Raw genomic sequence first — 16,132 nt, 5'->3', positions numbered from 1 at the left:
ATAAATATTTTAGATGCGGGTATCACAACAGCCGGTAGCCCACCCCCGGCTCGGTTATTATATGCCCGGGCCGGGAGGGGTCCTGCTCTATTTTCCTGCGCAGCTGGCCTATGTACACCCGCAGGTAGTGGGTGTCGTTTTCATAGGAGGGTCCCCAGACAGTGCGCAGCAACTGCCGGTGAGTCAGCACCTTCCCGGCGTGAACGGCCAAATTTTTCATCAAATCATACTCCGTGGGGGTCAGCTTTATTTCCATACCGTTGATGGTGACCCGGCGCCTGGCAATATCAATAATAAGGTCGCCAAATTTCAATACCGGCTCGTCTCCCGCCCCGGCCACGTGGCGTAAGGCGGCCCGGATCCTGGCCAACAGCTCTCCCATGCTGAAGGGTTTTGTCACATAATCATCGGCCCCGGCATCCAGGGCGGTAATTTTGTCATTCTCCTGTTCTTTAACGGAAAGAATGATAACGGGTATCTGCGACCATTCCCGCAATTGTCTGACCACCTCAAGGCCGTTCATGTCGGGCAGCCCCAGGTCCAGCACAATCAGGTCCGGCCTGTAGGCTGCGGCTCTACTCAACCCATCCCCGCCGCAAACGGACTCTTCCACCTCATAGCCGTGACCGGTCAGGGCAACCTTCAAAAGCCGCCTGATCTGCTTTTCATCGTCAATAACCAGAATACGCGCTCCCTTAGCTTCCATGTTCATCCCCTTCGCCGGCGGCGGGCACCTTTCCCGGCAGGCCGTTACCCGGTGGCAATATGAATGTAATCACCACTCCCCCTTGCGGGTTGTTGGCCGCCCATATTCGCCCGCCGTGGGCTTCAATAATCCCCTTGCAAATGGCCAGTCCCAGCCCGGTGCCGCTTACCAGGCGGGGTGATTTCAGCCGGTAAAATTTATCAAAAATCCGCTCCAGGTCCTCTGTCGGAACCTCGGGGCCCCGGTCGGCCACGGAGATTTCCACCTGTTCATTTCGGAGGTTGGCAATTACGGCGATCTCGCTTCCTGATTCGGAATATTTCAGCGCGTTGTCCAGCAAATTCACCAGCACCTGTTCAATCAGCACAAAATCGGCCTGAACCAGGGGCAGGTCGGGCTGAACCAAAATTTTCAGGGGCCGGTTGACCAGGGCTATACCCAGCCGGCTGACGGCCACCCCGATTACGTCCTCAATGTCGCACCACTCTTTTTTTAATTGCAGCATACCGCTTTCCAGCCGGGCCATATCCAGGAGATTGTTGACAAAACGGTTCATCCGGGACGCTCCCTGCTGAATGGTCAGCAGGAGGTCCCGCCGGGCGGCGGGGGTATATACGTTGTCCTCCTCCAGAAGCCCGGTGACCGCGCCGATGATGGAGGCCAGGGGGGTGCGCAGGTCGTGGGAAAGGGAGTTGAACAGGGCCGTGCGCAGCCGCTCGGATTCCGCCAGGGTCTGGGCTTCCCTGGCCTGCTCCGCCAGCTGGAGCCGGGTCACCGCCACCGCCGCCAGCCCGGCGAAGGCTTCCAGCAGCCGCAGTTGTTCCGGTTGAAAATAATTGTCCGGGTCGTTGGAACGAATCCCCAAAACGCCACGTACTCCCTTGTCCGCCCGCAGGGGCAGGTAGAGTCCGGCGGCGGCCCCCAGGGTATCCGTTCCCCGTCCGGCCTTTTGCCCCTTCTCAAAAACCCAGGTAACCACCGCCCACTCGTTTTCATTCAGGCAGCTCGCTGAAGCGGAACCGGCCCGCAAAACCAGTTTACCGTTGCTGTCCGGCAGCAGCACCACCACCTGTCCTTCCATGGTGTCCGCAACCTTCCGGGCTATACTTTCCAGCACCGGGTCCAGTTCAGACACCGCCGCGATGTCGCGGCTCAGGGCATACAGCGCGGCCACCTTAACCTCCCGCTGCCGGGAACTTTTGATTTGAAGCTGCAGCCGGGTGGAGAGGGTGCCTGTAAACAGGGCCACCAGCAGAAACATGGCGAAGCTGATCACGTACCGCACGTCGGCCACCGTAAAGGTGAAAGTGGGGGGGACGAAGAAAAAGTCAAAGATAACCACGCCAATGGCCGCGGCGGTCATGGAGGGTCTGGTTCCCCACTTCACGGCGCTGAATAAAACGGGCAGCAGTAATATCATGGCGATGTTCACCGCTCCCAGTAAAGGCTTAAAGGGATAGGCCAGGGCCGTGAGGGCCGTCATCAGCAAGGAGGCCTTGATATAGGGCAGTAATGAAAATGACCGGCGCACCCTGCCGGGATTGTACTGCTCAGGTTCCGGTTTGGGTTTTCCGGGAATGACGTGTACGCTGATGCCGTGACTCTGCCTGATGATCTTATCCACCACGGACCCGTGGAGCCATTCCCAAAATTTTGAATGCAGCGGTTTACCAATGATAATCTGGGATACATTGCGTTTCCGGGCCAGTTCCAGCAGTTCCTCCGCCACATCGCCGCCGGTTATGTGAATGGTTTCGGCCCCCAGTTCCTCGGCCAGGCGAAGGTTCTTGGCCAGCCGGTCTTTTTCCCCTTCACCGGCCGGGTAGCGGCGGGGAGCTTCCACGTAGACGGCCAGCCACTCGGATTGCAGCCCCTCGGCCATACGCCGGGCGATTCTGACCAGCTGGGCGGAAAAGGGGCTGGGGCTGACGCAGACCATTACCCGCTCCCCCGCGGGCCAGGGACCCGCAATTCCGTGCAGGCGCATGTAGCTTTCCACCTGACGGTCCACCCGGCGGGCGGTGTAGCGCAGGGCCAGTTCCCGCAGGGCATTGATATTTCCCGGGCGAAAAAATTTCCGCAGCGCTTCTTCCGCCTGCCCCGGCACGTAAACCTTGCCTTCTTTAAGCCGCTGGATCAGCTCATCCGGCGGAATGTCAACCAGCTGAATTTGCGAGGCTGTTTCCAGAATCCGGTCGGGTACGGTCTCCCGCACCGTTACGCCGGTGATCCGGGCCACTATATCGTTCAGGGTCTCCAGGTGCTGAATGTTCAGGGTGGTGTAAACATTGATGCCGGCGGCCAGCAGTTCCTCCACGTCCCGGTAGCGCCGGGCATGGCGGGAACCGGGTATGTTGGTGTGGGCCAGTTCGTCCACCAGGACCAGTTCGGGCTTGCGGGTCAGCAGGGCGTCCAGGTCCATTTCACTGAATTTTTTGCCCCGGTATTCCAGCCGGCGGGGCGGTATCGACGGCAGCCCCTCCAGCAGGGCACTGGTTTCCGACCGGCCGTGGGTCTCCACCCACCCGGCCACCACATCCACACCGTCAGCCAGCCTTTCCCGGGCGGCTTCAAGCATGGCGTAGGTTTTGCCCACACCGGCCGCCGCCCCGAGAAAAACTGTGAGCTTGCCCTGGCCTTCCTGCTCCAGGCTGGCCAGGAGGGCGTCGGGGTCGGCGCGCTTATCGTTTTTCATTTTTAGCCCCCTGTTTTGTGCAGCAGCATAATATGTTTAATCGGCCTTATAAAATTACAATATAAGCTGTTTTATAATTTTCTTTCAAAAGGTCAATTACTTTTTCAGGATTAATAATTAACCGGTTTTTTATTATGCTCCTTGAGGATATTTTGGCAGTATTCCAGGATTTCTCTTCTTCTGACAATCCCGATGAATATTTGTTTATCGTCAACCACAGGCACAAAGTTTTGCATTATTACAAGGGAAATTAGCTCCTCCATTTCAGAATCAATATGGACACTTTTATTGTTTATATGTTGTGGAATATTTTTTAAAAGTACTTTCTCGGTGTTTTTTAAATTTAATAATTCCGGTGTGTTTTTTAACTTCCAGAGCAAATCGCCTTCGGTTATGGTTCCCGCATATTTGCCATCTTCATTAATCAGAGGAACAGCGGTATAGCGATGACGCTCCATTCTTTCCAGCGCCTGCCTCATGGTGGAATTTGATGATAAATAGACCACTTCATTTTTGGGCAAAAGGAAAAATGCTATATTCATATAAAAATGTCCTTTCAGAACCAGGTATAAGTCATTATGCTTATTATACAACGAATAAGTGTTCCAAGTTTTTTGGGTGAAGGTCTATCCATATTCCTCGTATAACACCATTTATCTCACCAACAGCCTGTAAGACCCCATACTTGAAGGCCGGGGATAAACAGGCAATTAAGGAAAGGGGATGCATCTCACGGGGACACACCTCCATTTAAAGGTCAGGGGACACACCTCACTTTAAAGGTCAGGGGACACACCTCCATCTGGAGCATGGTTTTTAGGGTCGGAGGAATGTCCCCAACGTATATGGTTTTAGGGGGCGGAGGAATGTCCCCAAGGTATATGGTTTTAAGGGTCGTAGGAACGTTCCCAGGGTATACGACTTTAGGTCCGGAGGAGTGTCCCCAGCCAATGTCCGGTAGGGGAACAACCCTTTCCGAATCCAAGGCTCACTTATATTTTGTCCAGATCCATGTTAAGCAGCAGCACATTTACCCTGGGCTCGCCCAGAACACCCAGTTGCCGCCCTTCAATGTGCCGTTCCACCAACTCACGCACTCTTTGTTCAGGCAACTGTCTGGCCCGGGCTACCCGGGGCACCTGCAACAGGGCCGCCTCCGGGGTAATGTGGGGGTCCAGGCCGCTGGCCGAGGCGGTGACCAGGTCGCCGGGCACCGGACTATCCTCTTTCAGGCTGTTTTCGGAACGCAGCCGGGCCGCCCGCCCGGCTGCGTTATCCAGAAGAGTTTTATTCGTAGGGCCCAGGTTGGAGCCCGCCGAGGCGGCGGCATCGTAGCCGTCCTCGCCGGCAGCGGAGGGGCGGCCATGAAAATACCGCGGGTTTGTGAAGTTCTGTCCGATCAAGGCCGACCCCACCGGCTCACCTTCGCGGTAAACCAGCGAGCCGCTGGCCTGTCCGGGGAAAATAACCCAGGCCAGGCCGGTCACCGCCAGGGGATAAACAATGCCGGTCAAAAGCGTCATCAGCAGCAATAAAAGCAGCGCCCTGGTTAATAGTTTCAACATATTTGTTCACTCTTCCTTTCCCCATAACGCACCATTTAAATGTGCTGTTTATGCCAAACCAAGGGCAGCGATAAGCAGGTCAATGAGTTTAATTCCGGCAAAGGGGGCTATTAACCCCCCCAGTCCGTAAATCAGCATGTTGCGCCGCAGAATCGCCGCGGCTCCCAGGGGGCGGTAGGTCACGCCGCGCAGAGCCAGGGGAACCAGGGCCACAATAATCAGGGCGTTAAAGATCACCGCCGAAAGGATGGCGCTTTGCGGTGTGGCCAGTCCCATGACATTCAGGGTCCCCAGTTCCGGATAGGTGGCGGTAAACAGGGCCGGGATAATGGCAAAGTATTTTGCCACATCATTGGCAATGCTGAAGGTGGTCAGGGAGCCCCTGGTCATCAGAAGCTGTTTGCCGGTTTCCACCACTTCGATTAGCTTGGTGGGGTTGCTGTCCAGATCCACCATATTTCCGGCCTCCTTGGCAGCCTGGGTGCCGCTGTTCATGGCCACCCCCACGTCGGCCTGGGCCAGGGCGGGGGCATCGTTGGTGCCGTCGCCGGTCATGGCCACCAGGTGCCCGTCGTCCTGGTACCGGCGAATCAACTTCAACTTGGCTTCCGGCGTGGCCTCGGCCAGGAAATCGTCCACCCCGGCCTCGGCGGCGATGGCAGCGGCTGTTAGCGGGTTATCGCCGGTGATCATCACTGTCTTGATGCCCATGCGGCGCAACTGGGCAAAGCGTTCCTTAATGCCTCCTTTGACCACGTCTTTCAGATAGATGACTCCCAGCACTTTCACGTCTTCGGCCACCACCAGGGGTGTGCCGCCTTTTTTGGCGATGTCCTCTATGGCCGACTTAACCTCGGGTGGAATTGTCCCGCCCCGCTCCCCCAGGTATTTTTCGATGGCGTCACCGGCGCCCTTGCGGATTTCCCTTCCCTCCAGGTTGACGCCGCTCATGCGGTGATGGGCGCTGAAAGGCACAAATTCCGCCTTTAATCCGGACATGTCCCGCTCCCTCAGGTTAAACTTTTCCTTGGCCAGGATCACTATGCTGCGCCCCTCGGGGGTTTCATCGGCCAGGGAGGCCAGTTGGGCCGCGCCGGCCAGCCTCTCCGGAGAGACCCCGGAAGCCGCCACAAACTCTGTGGCCATGCGGTTGCCCAGGGTGATGGTGCCTGTTTTATCCAATAAAAGCACATCCACGTCGCCGGCAGCCTCCACAGCCCGGCCGGACATGGCCAGCACGTTGCCCTTTAAAAGGCGGTCCATACCGGCAATGCCGATGGCGCTCAAAAGGCCGCCGATGGTGGTGGGGATCAGGCAGACCAGAAGCGCCGCCAGCACGGGCACGGAAGCCAGGGTGCCGGAGTATATGGCAAAGGGCTCCAAAGTAGCCACCGCCAGCAGGAAGATGATGGTTAAACCCACCAGCAGTATGCTTAGGGCAATTTCATTGGGTGTTTTTTGTCTCCTGGCGCCCTCCACCAGGTGAATCATCCGGTCCAGGAAGGTCTCCCCGGGATTGGCGGTGATACGCACCTTAATCCAGTCGGAAAGCACCCTGGTGCCGCCGGTAACAGAGCTGCGGTCCCCGCCGGACTCACGGATCACCGGCGCGGATTCACCGGTGATGGCGCTCTCATCCACCGAGGCAATCCCTTCAATTACTTCTCCGTCACCGGGAATGAAGTCCCCGGCCTCCACCAGCACCATATCTCCCTTGCGCAGCCGGGACGAAGGGATTTCTTCCACCTGAGCGCCCGTCAGCTTTTTAGCCAGGGTTTCGCTTCGGGCACGGCGCAGGGAATCCGCCTGGGCCTTGCCTCTTCCTTCGGCAAGGGCTTCGGCAAAGTTGGCAAACAGAACGGTGATCCAGAGCCAGGCGGCAATTTGCGCGTCAAACCAGACGGCCTGGCCGTTTACAACATCCCTGAGGCTGAAGAAAGTGGTTAAAACGGCTGTAATTTCCACTACGAACATCACAGGGCTTTTCCATAAAACCCTGGGGTTCAATTTGGAAAAGGAGTCTATTACCGCCCGGGACAGTATGGCGCTGTTAAAGCCGCCCTTGCCCCTGGTAGAGCCCTGGGCGCTGCCGGCGCTTCCCAGGCTTTCCCGCCGCCCGGCGGAAATCTCCCGCTGAGTTGAGGACATTCCCCGGAGGGGTGTGTCCCCTTTCCTCTGAGATTCGAAACTTTCACGGCTATCTATTTTCTGCATTTTTTAAGCATCCTCCTTATGTGAGGAATTCCTAATCAGGAGATATTTTTAAGTTGGGACATTCATCAGTTGGGGACATTCATCAGTTGGGGACATTCATCAGTTGGGGACATTCCCTGGAGGGGTGTGTCCCCATTCCTTGCTCGGGGTGTGTCCCCATTCCTTGTTTGGGTGTGTGTCCCAGTTCCTTAAAAGGCTTTTCCGGCCAGCATCAGCAACTGTTCCACAATGGGGCCCAGGGCCAGGGCGGGAAAGAAAGTCAGCGCTCCCACAATCATCACCGTGGCGGCCAGCATTACGGTGAACAAGGGGCCGGTTGTCTCAAAGGTGCCCGGACCGGGAGCCACCGTTTTTTTGCCGGCCATGCTCCCGGCGATGGCCAGCACCGGCACAATCACGCCGAAGCGGCCTATCAGCATGGCGACGGCCCCAAGCCAGTCATAAAAAGGAGTATTGGCGGTTAAACCCGCGAAGGCGCTGCCGTTATTCCCGGTTTGAGAAGAAAAAGCATAGAGCATTTCACTTAATCCGTGCGGGCCGGGGTTTAAAACAGACGCTGTTCCCGCCATGGTGACCGACGCCAGGCCGGCTCCTATGAGGATCATGGCCGCCGGGATCAGTACCGCCAGGGTGGCCATCTTCATTTCCCGGGATTCGATTTTTTTACCGAGATACTCCGGGGTGCGGCCCACCATCAGTCCGACGATGAACACCGTCAGGATCACAAAGACCAGCATGGCGTACAGGCCCGAACCCACGCCGCCGAAGACCACCTCGCCCAGCATTATCTGCAGCAGCGGCACCAGGCCGGCCAGGGGAGTGAGGCTGTCATGCATGGCGTTGACGGCGCCACAGGAAGTGGCGGTGGTAACCGTGGCCCAGAGAGCGGAGTTCACCACGCCGAACCGCACCTCTTTTCCCTCCATCACTGACGGCCCGCTCACGCCCAGGGAGGCTATTTGCGGGTTGCCGGCCATTTCACCGGTATAACAAACGCCCAGGAGCAGGACGAATAAAACAAGCATTGCCGCAAATATAGCCCTGCCCTGCCTGATATTTCCCACCATATGCCCGAAGGTGAAGGTCAGGGCAACGGGGATGACCAGTATGGCCAGCATTTCGATCAAGTTTGTCAGGGGCGTCGGGTTTTCAAAGGGGTGGGCGGAGTTGGCGTTAAAGAAGCCTCCGCCGTTGGTGCCAAGTTCCTTGATGATTTCCTGGGAGGCCACCGGCCCCATGGCAATGGTTTGTTTGGCTCCCTCCAGGGTTTGCACGTCCAGGTAAGGGCTCAGGTTTTGAATGACCCCCTGGGAAACCAGCACCAGCGCGCCCACCACACAAAAAGGCAGTAAAATCCAGAGGACGGTGCGGGTCAGGTCCACCCAGAAGTTGCCGATGGTTTCGGCCGTGCGCCGGGCCAGCCCGCGGGTGAGGGCAATCACCACCACCATGCCGGCGGCCGCGGAAAGGAAGTTGTGCACCGTCAATCCGGCCATTTGGGTAAAGTAGCTCATGGTGGACTCGCCGCCGTATGCCTGCCAGTTGGTGTTGGTGTTAAAGCTGACCGCCGTGTTAAAGGCCAGGTGCAGCGGGCTCACCGCCCCGAATTGCCGGGGATTGAAAGGCAGGTATCCCTGCAGCAGCTCAATGCCGAAAAGTAAAACAATACCCAGAACGTGAAAAACCAGAAAGGTGACGGTATACTGGCGCCACCCCATTTCTTTTTCACTGTTTATCCCGGCCAGGCGGTAGATCATCCGCTCCAGCGGACGTAACACTGGGTCCAGCAGGGTGCGCTCACCGGTATAAACCTTGAACATGTAGCGGCCCAGGGGTATGGCCAGGGCAATCAGCAAAACGAGATAAAGCAGTATTTGAAAAATGTCCGACTGTTTCATTTACAATTCCTCCGCTTTAAATAATGCATAGCCGAGATAGAGCAAAAGTCCGGCGGTGACCAGACCGCCCAAAATCATGTCTGCCAATGCATAACCCCCATTTCCTTTCTCAGTTGGACTAAAATATTGTTTTTTCAGGTAAGACTCACTTATTTTCCCACCTCCGCAAACTTTAATTCAAATAGGACCGGTTATAGGCGCGTTTCCGTTCGGGATCGGCCGGGAGAACACTTTTTCCATCAAGGTTTTAATAATACTATGGGTATCAAAGGTTCAGCTTTGATACCCCATATCAAGGCCGGTTAAAACAGGAGGCAGTTGCGTCAAACGGTGGAGATTCGCCTGGGCCGGCTTATAGGCCGGATTAATTGTCAAGGCCACACGGTACATAAAACGGGCGTCTTCAATATTACCACTTTTTTCATGCATTGCCCCCAACAGGTTAAAGGCGATTTCATTTTTAGGGTTTTCTGCAATGATTTCTTTCAACAGTGCATAGGCCTCGTCTAAATTGTTATTGGTAATAAGTACTATTGCTTTTTCAAAATTGTATTGCCCGCTTTTTTTCGTCAATACAAACCATCTCCTTTCCGGACAGTCTGATTAGCCGGCTCCTTGATAAATAAAATTGAAGCACGCTGCCCCGATAGCCACATTATAGTCACATCCCCGGTAAATTCAGGATCAATAAAAGCCGGAACGGCGTAAAAAAAACATAAAGAAGGAACCGTAAAAGGTAAGGGGACACACCTTTCAAACCGTATCATGAAGGAGTGTCCCCATTTCAAATGGAAGGGTATTAAAATTTGGATGGAATTTAGGATTAAAACCAGCCTTTACGTTTAAACCACAAAATCATCGCCCCGGCGATTGCTCCCATCAGACCAAGGACCGAGTAATACCCGTATTTCCAGCCAAGTTCCGGCATGTAGTCGAAATTCATCCCGTAAATGCCCGCGATAAAGCTAAGGGGCATAAAAATGGTGGTGATGATGGTGAGTATGATAATCACCCGGTTCATCCTCTGAGAATTCAGCGACACATGGCTTTCGATCAGATCCAGTCCCATCTGGCGGTAGATTTCGGTCATTTCCACCAGCCTGATCAGGTCGTCCTGAATATCTCCGAATAAAACCCTGTATTTAGTTTTCCACTTGTCGTCTGCCGGGTGCAGAATGCCCTGGAGCACATCCCTCAAGGGCTCCAGTGAGCCGCGCAGGGTAAATAAATCCCTGCGAATTTTAAAGATACGATTGATCATCGGCTGGGTAAGGTTTAAGAAATGTTTGGATTCCAGCCGTTCAAGCTCGTTGCCGAATTTGCTGAACAGGGGATGGTACTGGTTTACCAGACTATTAATCACGGAATACAGCAAATAGTCCAGGCCCTTTTCCATCCGCCGGGGGGATTCTTTCATATACTCCCATACTTCTTCTATAACACGGTTTGGGGATTTGTGAAAGGTTACAATGTAGTTTTCACCTTCAAAAAGATATAGCACCTCCGGATAAATTTTTAAATCGGAAAGTGTGTGCAAAACAAAAAAGCGGTATTCCCCATAATTATCGATTTTGGGCCTCCGTACCTTAAGCAGCCAGTCTTTAATGGAAAAACCATGTTGGTGCCCGAATAGGCCGAATAAATATTGGACTTCTTCCTCTGTTGGCTGAGAGAAGTCGGTCCAATGCCATTTCACCCGGTCAGGCGGCTTTTTGATTGATTCTTCAAAACGGATGTCGCCATTTTCAAATAGCAGCGCTGTTCGTATCATAATAAATCCGTTCAAATTTAGTGTGTATAAAAGAGGGGCGATAATCCACCTCTTAAAATATGCAACGGACTATTCTTTTTTATGCGCAATTATAATAAACAGTATATTTGGAAGTTTCAAAAACAACCCAGCTCAAGTAAATAATTGGTGTAAATTAAATCATTGACAGGGGATTTACAGGACCGTAGAATAATTACAGACTGACCAGTCTGTCTGGTGGGGGGGCGCCCATGAAAAAGGACATAAAAAAAGATTTAATTGCAGACGCAGCCATGGCTTGTTTCCTTTCCTCGGGATACAGCGGCACTTCCGTGGACGATATTGTGAGAGCATCCGGAGTCAGCAAGGGAGGAATTTACTGGCATTTCAAAAGTAAAGAGGAGATTTTTATATATCTGGCAAAGAGGTGGGTCAGTGAGTGGAACGAAGGATTTCTGTCACGCATGGCTGAGGATGAACCGGCGACGGCGAAGTTGAATAAATTCGTGGATTATTTTATTGAAGCCTCCCAGTCGCCAATACCCTCGTTATTTGTGGAATTTATGATGAGGGTCAGGGATGAGGAGATTATAAAACAGATGAGAACTATATTTTTTGAAAACCCCGGACCTAAAGTTATCCGGGATATTCTCCTCCTGGGGGTTAAAAACGGAGAATTCAGGGAAATGGATGTGGTAGCCGCTTCCGAGGTGTTTCAGGCAACCTTCGACGGAATATCCGCCAGATGGCATGCCCGGCACAGGGACGTATACCTGTTTAGGAGAGCTGCCAGAACCGCAATAAATATTTTTTTAGAAGGCGTAAACAGATAATCTTTTGTCTACTAACGGACCTGCTAGTCGGTCTATGATTATGAAGAGGTGGTATTGATCTTGTATAAAAGGAAGATAGCTTTTTTGCTGGCAACAACCCTGGCATTAATGATTATGCTGTCCGGATGCGGCAAAAAACCGCCGGCGGCCGAGGAATACGTGACTCCGGTGGAAACCGTCACCGCCACTGTTTCGGATTTGTCCCATAATCTTGACGCCACCGGCGAGGTAATAGCCAGCCAGGAGGCCGACATCGCGCCCAAGGTTTCCGGCCGGGTCAGCTCGGTCAATGTGGCTGTGGGTGACAGGGTAAGCAAGGGACAGGTGCTTTTATCACTGGAATCCTCCGAGCCCCGCAGTTCCGTGGCCCAATCCGAGGCCTCGGTGGGCATAGCCAGGGTCAATGTGCTGAAGGCCCGCCAGGCGCTGGATGACGCGCAGCAGAATTATGACAGGATAAATGCCCTGTATCAGGGTCAGGCCGTTTCCAAGGCACAGTTCGAGGAGGCCCAAAGCGCCCTTAACAACTGCCGCTATGGACTGCAGTTGGCCGAGGAGCAACAGAGGCAGTCCGAGGCGGCCCTGGCCAGCGCCCGGGACAGTCTCGGCAATTACACGGTGACTTCTCCCATATCCGGGCAGGTTGCCCTGGTAAACGTACATAGCGGTGAGATAGCCGGCCCCCAGGCCACGGCGGTGACAGTGGTGGCCACGGACACGGTGAAGGTTAAGGTAAATGTTTCCGAAAACGCTATTAATTATGTCAAGCCGGGAGCCAAGGTTTCCGTGAGCATCGACGTTTTGGGAAAAACGGTTACAGGAACCGTGGCCTCGGTGGGGCCCCGGAGCGATTCCTCCACCCGGGCCTTTCCCGTGGAAATACGCCTGGATAACAAGCAGGGCGACATCAAGCCGGGCATGGTGGCCAGCCTGAAACTTCCCGCCGGAGTATCAAAGGGAGCCGTATCTGTGCCTGCCGACGCGGTAATTGAACGTGACGGCGCATATTACCTGTTTGTGGTGGAAAATGGCGTGGCCAGGGAAAAACAGGTAAAGACTGGCATTATAACCGACCAGCTGGCAGAGATAAAAGAGGGACTCGGTGCGGGCCAAACCGTTATCGTAAGCGGGAACAGGCTGGTGGCTGACGGACAGAAGATAAAAGTGGTGAACAAGTCGGGGGGAGGAAAGTCTAAATGAAACTTTCCGACTTCTCCATAAACCGTCCCCTGGCCGTGGCCATGTTTATCATAGCGCTGGTGCTGGTGGGACTGGTTTCTCTTCCCCGGCTGAATGTGGACCTGTATCCGGACATGGAAATACCGGTGGCGGTGATAAGCACCTCCTACGAGGGGGCCGCCCCCGCCGAGGTGGAAAAAACCGTCACCAAGCCCATAGAGACGGCGGTATCCACCGTCAGCAACATAAAGGAAATCCAGTCCATATCCAATTACGGCAGCTCGCTGGTGGTTGTGCAGTTTAACTGGGGCACCAACGTGGACAATGCCGTCAACGACCTCAGGGAAAAACTGGACATGGCCGGGGGAATGCTTCCCGACGGCGCCCAGTCCCCCAGAACAATGAAATTGGACCCCAACGCCCAGGCCATCATATCCCTTTCGGTGGAAGGGGCCGACGTGGTCAAACTGAAAAAAATAGCCGAGGATACCATAAAACCCCGCCTGGAGAGAATAGAAGGGGTGGCTTCGGCATCGGTTAGCGGCGGCAAGGAAAGGGAGATAAGGGTAAAACTGTCCCCGGCCAAAATGGAATCCTACGGCCTGAGCATTCCCCAGGTTTCCCAGGCCCTGGCCGGGGACAACGTTTCAGGCAGCGCGGGAGTTGTGGAAAAGGGCTCCGGTGAAATCTCCCTCAGGGTGAGCGGCGAGTATAACAAACTTGAGGACATAAAAAAAATAAGGGTAAGCCTCCCCGGCGGCAATTCCATAGCCCTGTCGGATATTGCCTCCATCGAGGATTCCTTTAAAAAAGTAAGCAGCTATACCTTTGTAAACGGCGAGCCCTCCCTGGGCCTGGATATTATGAAGGCCTCGGGGGCCAATACCGTTCAGGTGGCCAGAAGCGTTCACAGTGAGATTGATGCTTTAAACAAAACACTGCCCTCCGGGATTAAGATAGACACGGTGGTGGACAACTCGGAGTTTATCCAGCAGTCAATCAGCAACGTGGTGGAACACGGCCTGCTGGGCGGCCTGATAGCGGTGCTGGTGCTTTATCTTTTCCTGCGCAATGTGCGCAGCACCCTGGTGGTGGCGCTGGTTATACCCATATCCATTATCGCCACCTTTACCATGATGTATTTCGGAGGCCAGTCCATAAACGTTCTCACCATGGGCGGCCTGGTGCTGGGGCTGGGCTCCCTGGTGGACTTTTCCGTGGTGGTGCTGGAAAGCATTTACCGCCACCGGGAAAAGGGCAAGGAGTTGATTGAGGCCGCAAAACTGGGGACCTCCGAGGTGAGCACCGCGGTAATTGCCTCGGCGTCGGCCCAGGTGGTGGTTTTTTTGCCCATCGTGTTCGTTGAGGGCATTGCCGGAATACTTTTCGGACCCATGGCCCTGACCGTGAGTTTTTCCCACATAGCCGCCCTGGTTACCGCCCTTACCCTGGTGCCCATGCTGTCGTCCAAGCTTTTGAAAAACGTTCCCCCGCAGGAAATATATGTGCAGGGTTTAAAAACCAAAAACCCGGTTAAGATTTTTTCAAGCTTTTTATTCAGGCTTAACGGCGTGTACAAGAATATTTTAAGCTGGTCCCTGGTCAACCGTAAAAAGGTCGTGGCCATAACCGTGCTGCTGTTGGTTTTAAGTATCGCCGCCACGCCTTTAATCGGCACGGAATTCATACCCGAAACCGACCAGGGGAAAATAACCGTGGATGTGGAACTGCCCCCGGGAACCAAAATAGACGAAACGGTAAAAATGGCCTCGGACCTGGAGGGCCTGGTTAGAAATGAAATAAACGAGGTGGAAAATATTTTTACCACCGTGGGGTCCGGGGAACTGGCCTTCCTGGGCGTTACCAGCGGGGAGAAGGCCTCGCTGCAAATTAAGCTAAAACCCCTGGAGCAGAGGCAAATATCCACCCCGGAGGCGGCGGAGAAGCTGCGGCGGGCCATGTCCGGCGTGCCCGGGGCCAAAATAACCGTCAGCGTCAGCAGCGACGCTATGGGACCATCCAGCAGCCCGGTGGCAATAACCATCCGGGGTGAGGACCTGACCATACTGCGGCAGCTTGGCGACTCAATTGTCAACACCGTGAAAGATGTGGAGGGCGTGAGAAACGCCAAGAACTCCCTGGACGAAACCAGGCCGGAAATGATCATGACGGTGGACAGGGAAAAGGCCGCCCGCTACGGCCTGTCGGCCTCCCAGGTGCTGTCCTCGGTGCTGACCTCCTTTGACGGCCAGGTGGTGAGCAGGATGCGCACCGGCGAAGACGAGGTGGATATAAGGCTGGAGCTGGATAGAAACTCAACGGCGAACATAAATACGCTGACCAACCTGACCCTGGTGTCTTCAACGGGGGCAAGGGTGCCCCTAAGCTCGGTGGCCGACATTCAAAGCCAGGATGCCCCCCTTCAAATAAACAGGTCCTCGCAAAACAGGGAGGTTTCCATCACGGCGGATGTTTCCGGCCGGGATACGGGCAGTGTGAACAGGGACATACAAAGCAGGCTGAACAGCCTCTCCCTCCCGGAAGGCTACATGATAGAGTTCGGGGGCGAGGCCAAGGATATGGCGGAGTCCTTCAGTTCCCTCGGCCTGGCGCTTATTCTTTCAGTGGTGCTGGTTTTCATGGTAATGGTGGCCCAGTTTGAATCCCTCTTCCAGCCCTTTATCATAATGTTTTGCCTGCCGCCCACCTTCGTGGGGGTAATACTGGGGCTGGGGATTACGGGCAATTCCATCAGTGTTTCCGCCCTTTTGGGGGCCATAATGCTCATAGGCATAGTCATGAACAACGCCATTGTGCTGGTAGACTACGTGAATACCCTCAGGAAAAGCGGTTATGAGCGCAACCAGGCCATACTGGAGGCCGGTCCCGTAAGGCTGCGCCCCATATTGATGACGGCCCTGACCACCGTGCTGGCCATTTTGCCCATGGCCTTCGGTGGGGGTGAGGGTTCTGAAAGCCAGGCCCCCATGGCCGTGGTCATTGCCTTCGGGCTGTCCCTTTCCACACTGATTACCCTGGTGCTGGTGCCGGTGGTTTATACCATATTTGATGACTTGGGCAAAAAGATATCCGGCTGGCGCATTAAAAAGGTTTCCACCGTGAACAAGTAATTAGTCAAGAGCAACACGTTTATTGCTTTTTCGATGTGTTTTTCAGCGTCTCCTAGCCGCTGAAAAAAGGTTGTAACAGCGGGTCAAAAGCCGGACGCCTGCCTGGGTCCGGCTTTTTGATCCGCTCCTTCCTCCCTTTGAGCATCGCCTTGTTGGCAGGA

At 54.5% G+C, this 16,132-nt stretch carries 12 protein-coding genes; 3 read left to right on the top strand and 9 right to left on the bottom strand.

Going from position 1 to position 16,132, the window contains the following annotated elements; genetic code table 11:
• Positions 1-22 precede the first annotated feature (22 nt).
• The 9 genes from DCCM_RS01560 to corA form a co-directional block, all read right to left on the bottom strand.
• A complete protein-coding gene (locus DCCM_RS01560) occupies positions 23-706 on the bottom strand; it encodes a response regulator (RefSeq protein ID WP_104370705.1) in 684 nt (227 codons plus the stop codon).
• Positions 696-3,401 carry an ATP-binding protein gene (locus DCCM_RS01555; RefSeq protein ID WP_104370704.1) on the bottom strand — a complete coding sequence of 902 codons (2,706 nt, stop codon included), beginning with the start codon at positions 3,399-3,401 and terminating at the stop codon, positions 696-698. Before DCCM_RS01555 ends, DCCM_RS01560 begins: the two co-directional genes overlap by 11 nt.
• A 110-nt stretch (positions 3,402-3,511) precedes the next feature.
• Positions 3,512-3,943 carry a CBS domain-containing protein gene (locus DCCM_RS01550; RefSeq protein ID WP_104370746.1) on the bottom strand — a complete coding sequence of 144 codons (432 nt, stop codon included), beginning with the start codon at positions 3,941-3,943 and terminating at the stop codon, positions 3,512-3,514.
• Between the two features lie 450 nt (positions 3,944-4,393).
• A complete protein-coding gene (gene kdpC / locus DCCM_RS01545; RefSeq protein WP_104370703.1) occupies positions 4,394-4,966 on the bottom strand; it encodes a potassium-transporting ATPase subunit KdpC in 573 nt (190 codons plus the stop codon).
• A gap of 48 nt (positions 4,967-5,014) precedes the next feature.
• Positions 5,015-7,180 carry a potassium-transporting ATPase subunit KdpB gene (gene kdpB, locus DCCM_RS01540; protein ID WP_231702596.1) on the bottom strand — a complete coding sequence of 722 codons (2,166 nt, stop codon included), beginning with the start codon at positions 7,178-7,180 and terminating at the stop codon, positions 5,015-5,017.
• 188 nt (positions 7,181-7,368) lie between these two features.
• Positions 7,369-9,078, bottom strand: a complete 1,710-nt coding sequence (kdpA, locus tag DCCM_RS01535; protein WP_104370702.1) for a potassium-transporting ATPase subunit KdpA — start codon at positions 9,076-9,078, stop codon at positions 7,369-7,371.
• Entirely contained in the window at positions 9,079-9,156 is a 78-nt protein-coding gene (gene kdpF / locus DCCM_RS19670) for a K(+)-transporting ATPase subunit F (protein WP_128739046.1), read from the bottom strand.
• A gap of 195 nt (positions 9,157-9,351) precedes the next feature.
• Complete coding sequence (locus DCCM_RS01525) at positions 9,352-9,651, bottom strand: tetratricopeptide repeat protein (RefSeq protein ID WP_104370700.1); 300 nt, start codon at positions 9,649-9,651, stop codon at positions 9,352-9,354.
• A gap of 250 nt (positions 9,652-9,901) precedes the next feature.
• On the bottom strand, positions 9,902-10,849 hold the full coding sequence (gene corA, locus DCCM_RS01515) for a magnesium/cobalt transporter CorA (protein WP_128739044.1): 948 nt from the start codon (positions 10,847-10,849) through the stop codon (positions 9,902-9,904).
• Positions 10,850-11,079: 230 nt separating this feature from the next.
• Between corA and DCCM_RS01510 the strand changes: the two genes are divergently transcribed.
• From DCCM_RS01510 to DCCM_RS01500, 3 genes are read left to right on the top strand one after another with little or no spacing between them, the layout of a single operon-like run.
• Positions 11,080-11,661: a TetR/AcrR family transcriptional regulator gene (locus DCCM_RS01510; protein ID WP_104370697.1), complete on the top strand. Its 582-nt coding sequence runs from the start codon at positions 11,080-11,082 to the stop codon at positions 11,659-11,661.
• A gap of 60 nt (positions 11,662-11,721) precedes the next feature.
• On the top strand, positions 11,722-12,861 hold the full coding sequence (locus DCCM_RS01505) for an efflux RND transporter periplasmic adaptor subunit (protein ID WP_231702595.1): 1,140 nt from the start codon (positions 11,722-11,724) through the stop codon (positions 12,859-12,861).
• Positions 12,858-15,971 (top strand): efflux RND transporter permease subunit, encoded by a 3,114-nt coding sequence (locus tag DCCM_RS01500; RefSeq protein ID WP_104370696.1) that lies wholly within the window; start codon positions 12,858-12,860, stop codon positions 15,969-15,971. Before DCCM_RS01505 ends, DCCM_RS01500 begins: the two co-directional genes overlap by 4 nt.
• The last annotated feature ends 161 nt before the right edge of the window (positions 15,972-16,132 follow it).

Source organism: Desulfocucumis palustris, assembly GCF_002933875.1.
In the GTDB taxonomy this organism is placed as follows: domain Bacteria; phylum Bacillota; class Desulfotomaculia; order Desulfotomaculales; family Desulfocucumaceae; genus Desulfocucumis; species Desulfocucumis palustris.
The sequence above is the reverse complement of the archived record's forward strand: the minus strand, read 5'-3'. Positions and strand labels throughout refer to the sequence as shown.

What these genes read in the sequence shown, in the direction of transcription:
- DCCM_RS01560 (WP_104370705.1), bottom strand. Translation starts at nt 706, where the DNA reads ATGGAAGCTAAGGGAGCGCGTATTCTGGTTATTGACGATGAAAAGCAG.
- DCCM_RS01555 (WP_104370704.1), bottom strand. Translation starts at nt 3,401, where the DNA reads ATGAAAAACGATAAGCGCGCCGACCCCGACGCCCTCCTGGCCAGCCTG.
- DCCM_RS01550 (WP_104370746.1), bottom strand. Translation starts at nt 3,943, where the DNA reads ATGAATATAGCATTTTTCCTTTTGCCCAAAAATGAAGTGGTCTATTTA.
- kdpC (WP_104370703.1), bottom strand. Translation starts at nt 4,966, where the DNA reads ATGTTGAAACTATTAACCAGGGCGCTGCTTTTATTGCTGCTGATGACG.
- kdpB (WP_231702596.1), bottom strand. Translation starts at nt 7,180, where the DNA reads ATGCAGAAAATAGATAGCCGTGAAAGTTTCGAATCTCAGAGGAAAGGG.
- kdpA (WP_104370702.1), bottom strand. Translation starts at nt 9,078, where the DNA reads ATGAAACAGTCGGACATTTTTCAAATACTGCTTTATCTCGTTTTGCTG.
- kdpF (WP_128739046.1), bottom strand. Translation starts at nt 9,156, where the DNA reads ATGATTTTGGGCGGTCTGGTCACCGCCGGACTTTTGCTCTATCTCGGC.
- corA (WP_128739044.1), bottom strand. Translation starts at nt 10,849, where the DNA reads ATGATACGAACAGCGCTGCTATTTGAAAATGGCGACATCCGTTTTGAA.
- DCCM_RS01510 (WP_104370697.1), top strand. Translation starts at nt 11,080, where the DNA reads ATGAAAAAGGACATAAAAAAAGATTTAATTGCAGACGCAGCCATGGCT.
- DCCM_RS01500 (WP_104370696.1), top strand. Translation starts at nt 12,858, where the DNA reads ATGAAACTTTCCGACTTCTCCATAAACCGTCCCCTGGCCGTGGCCATG.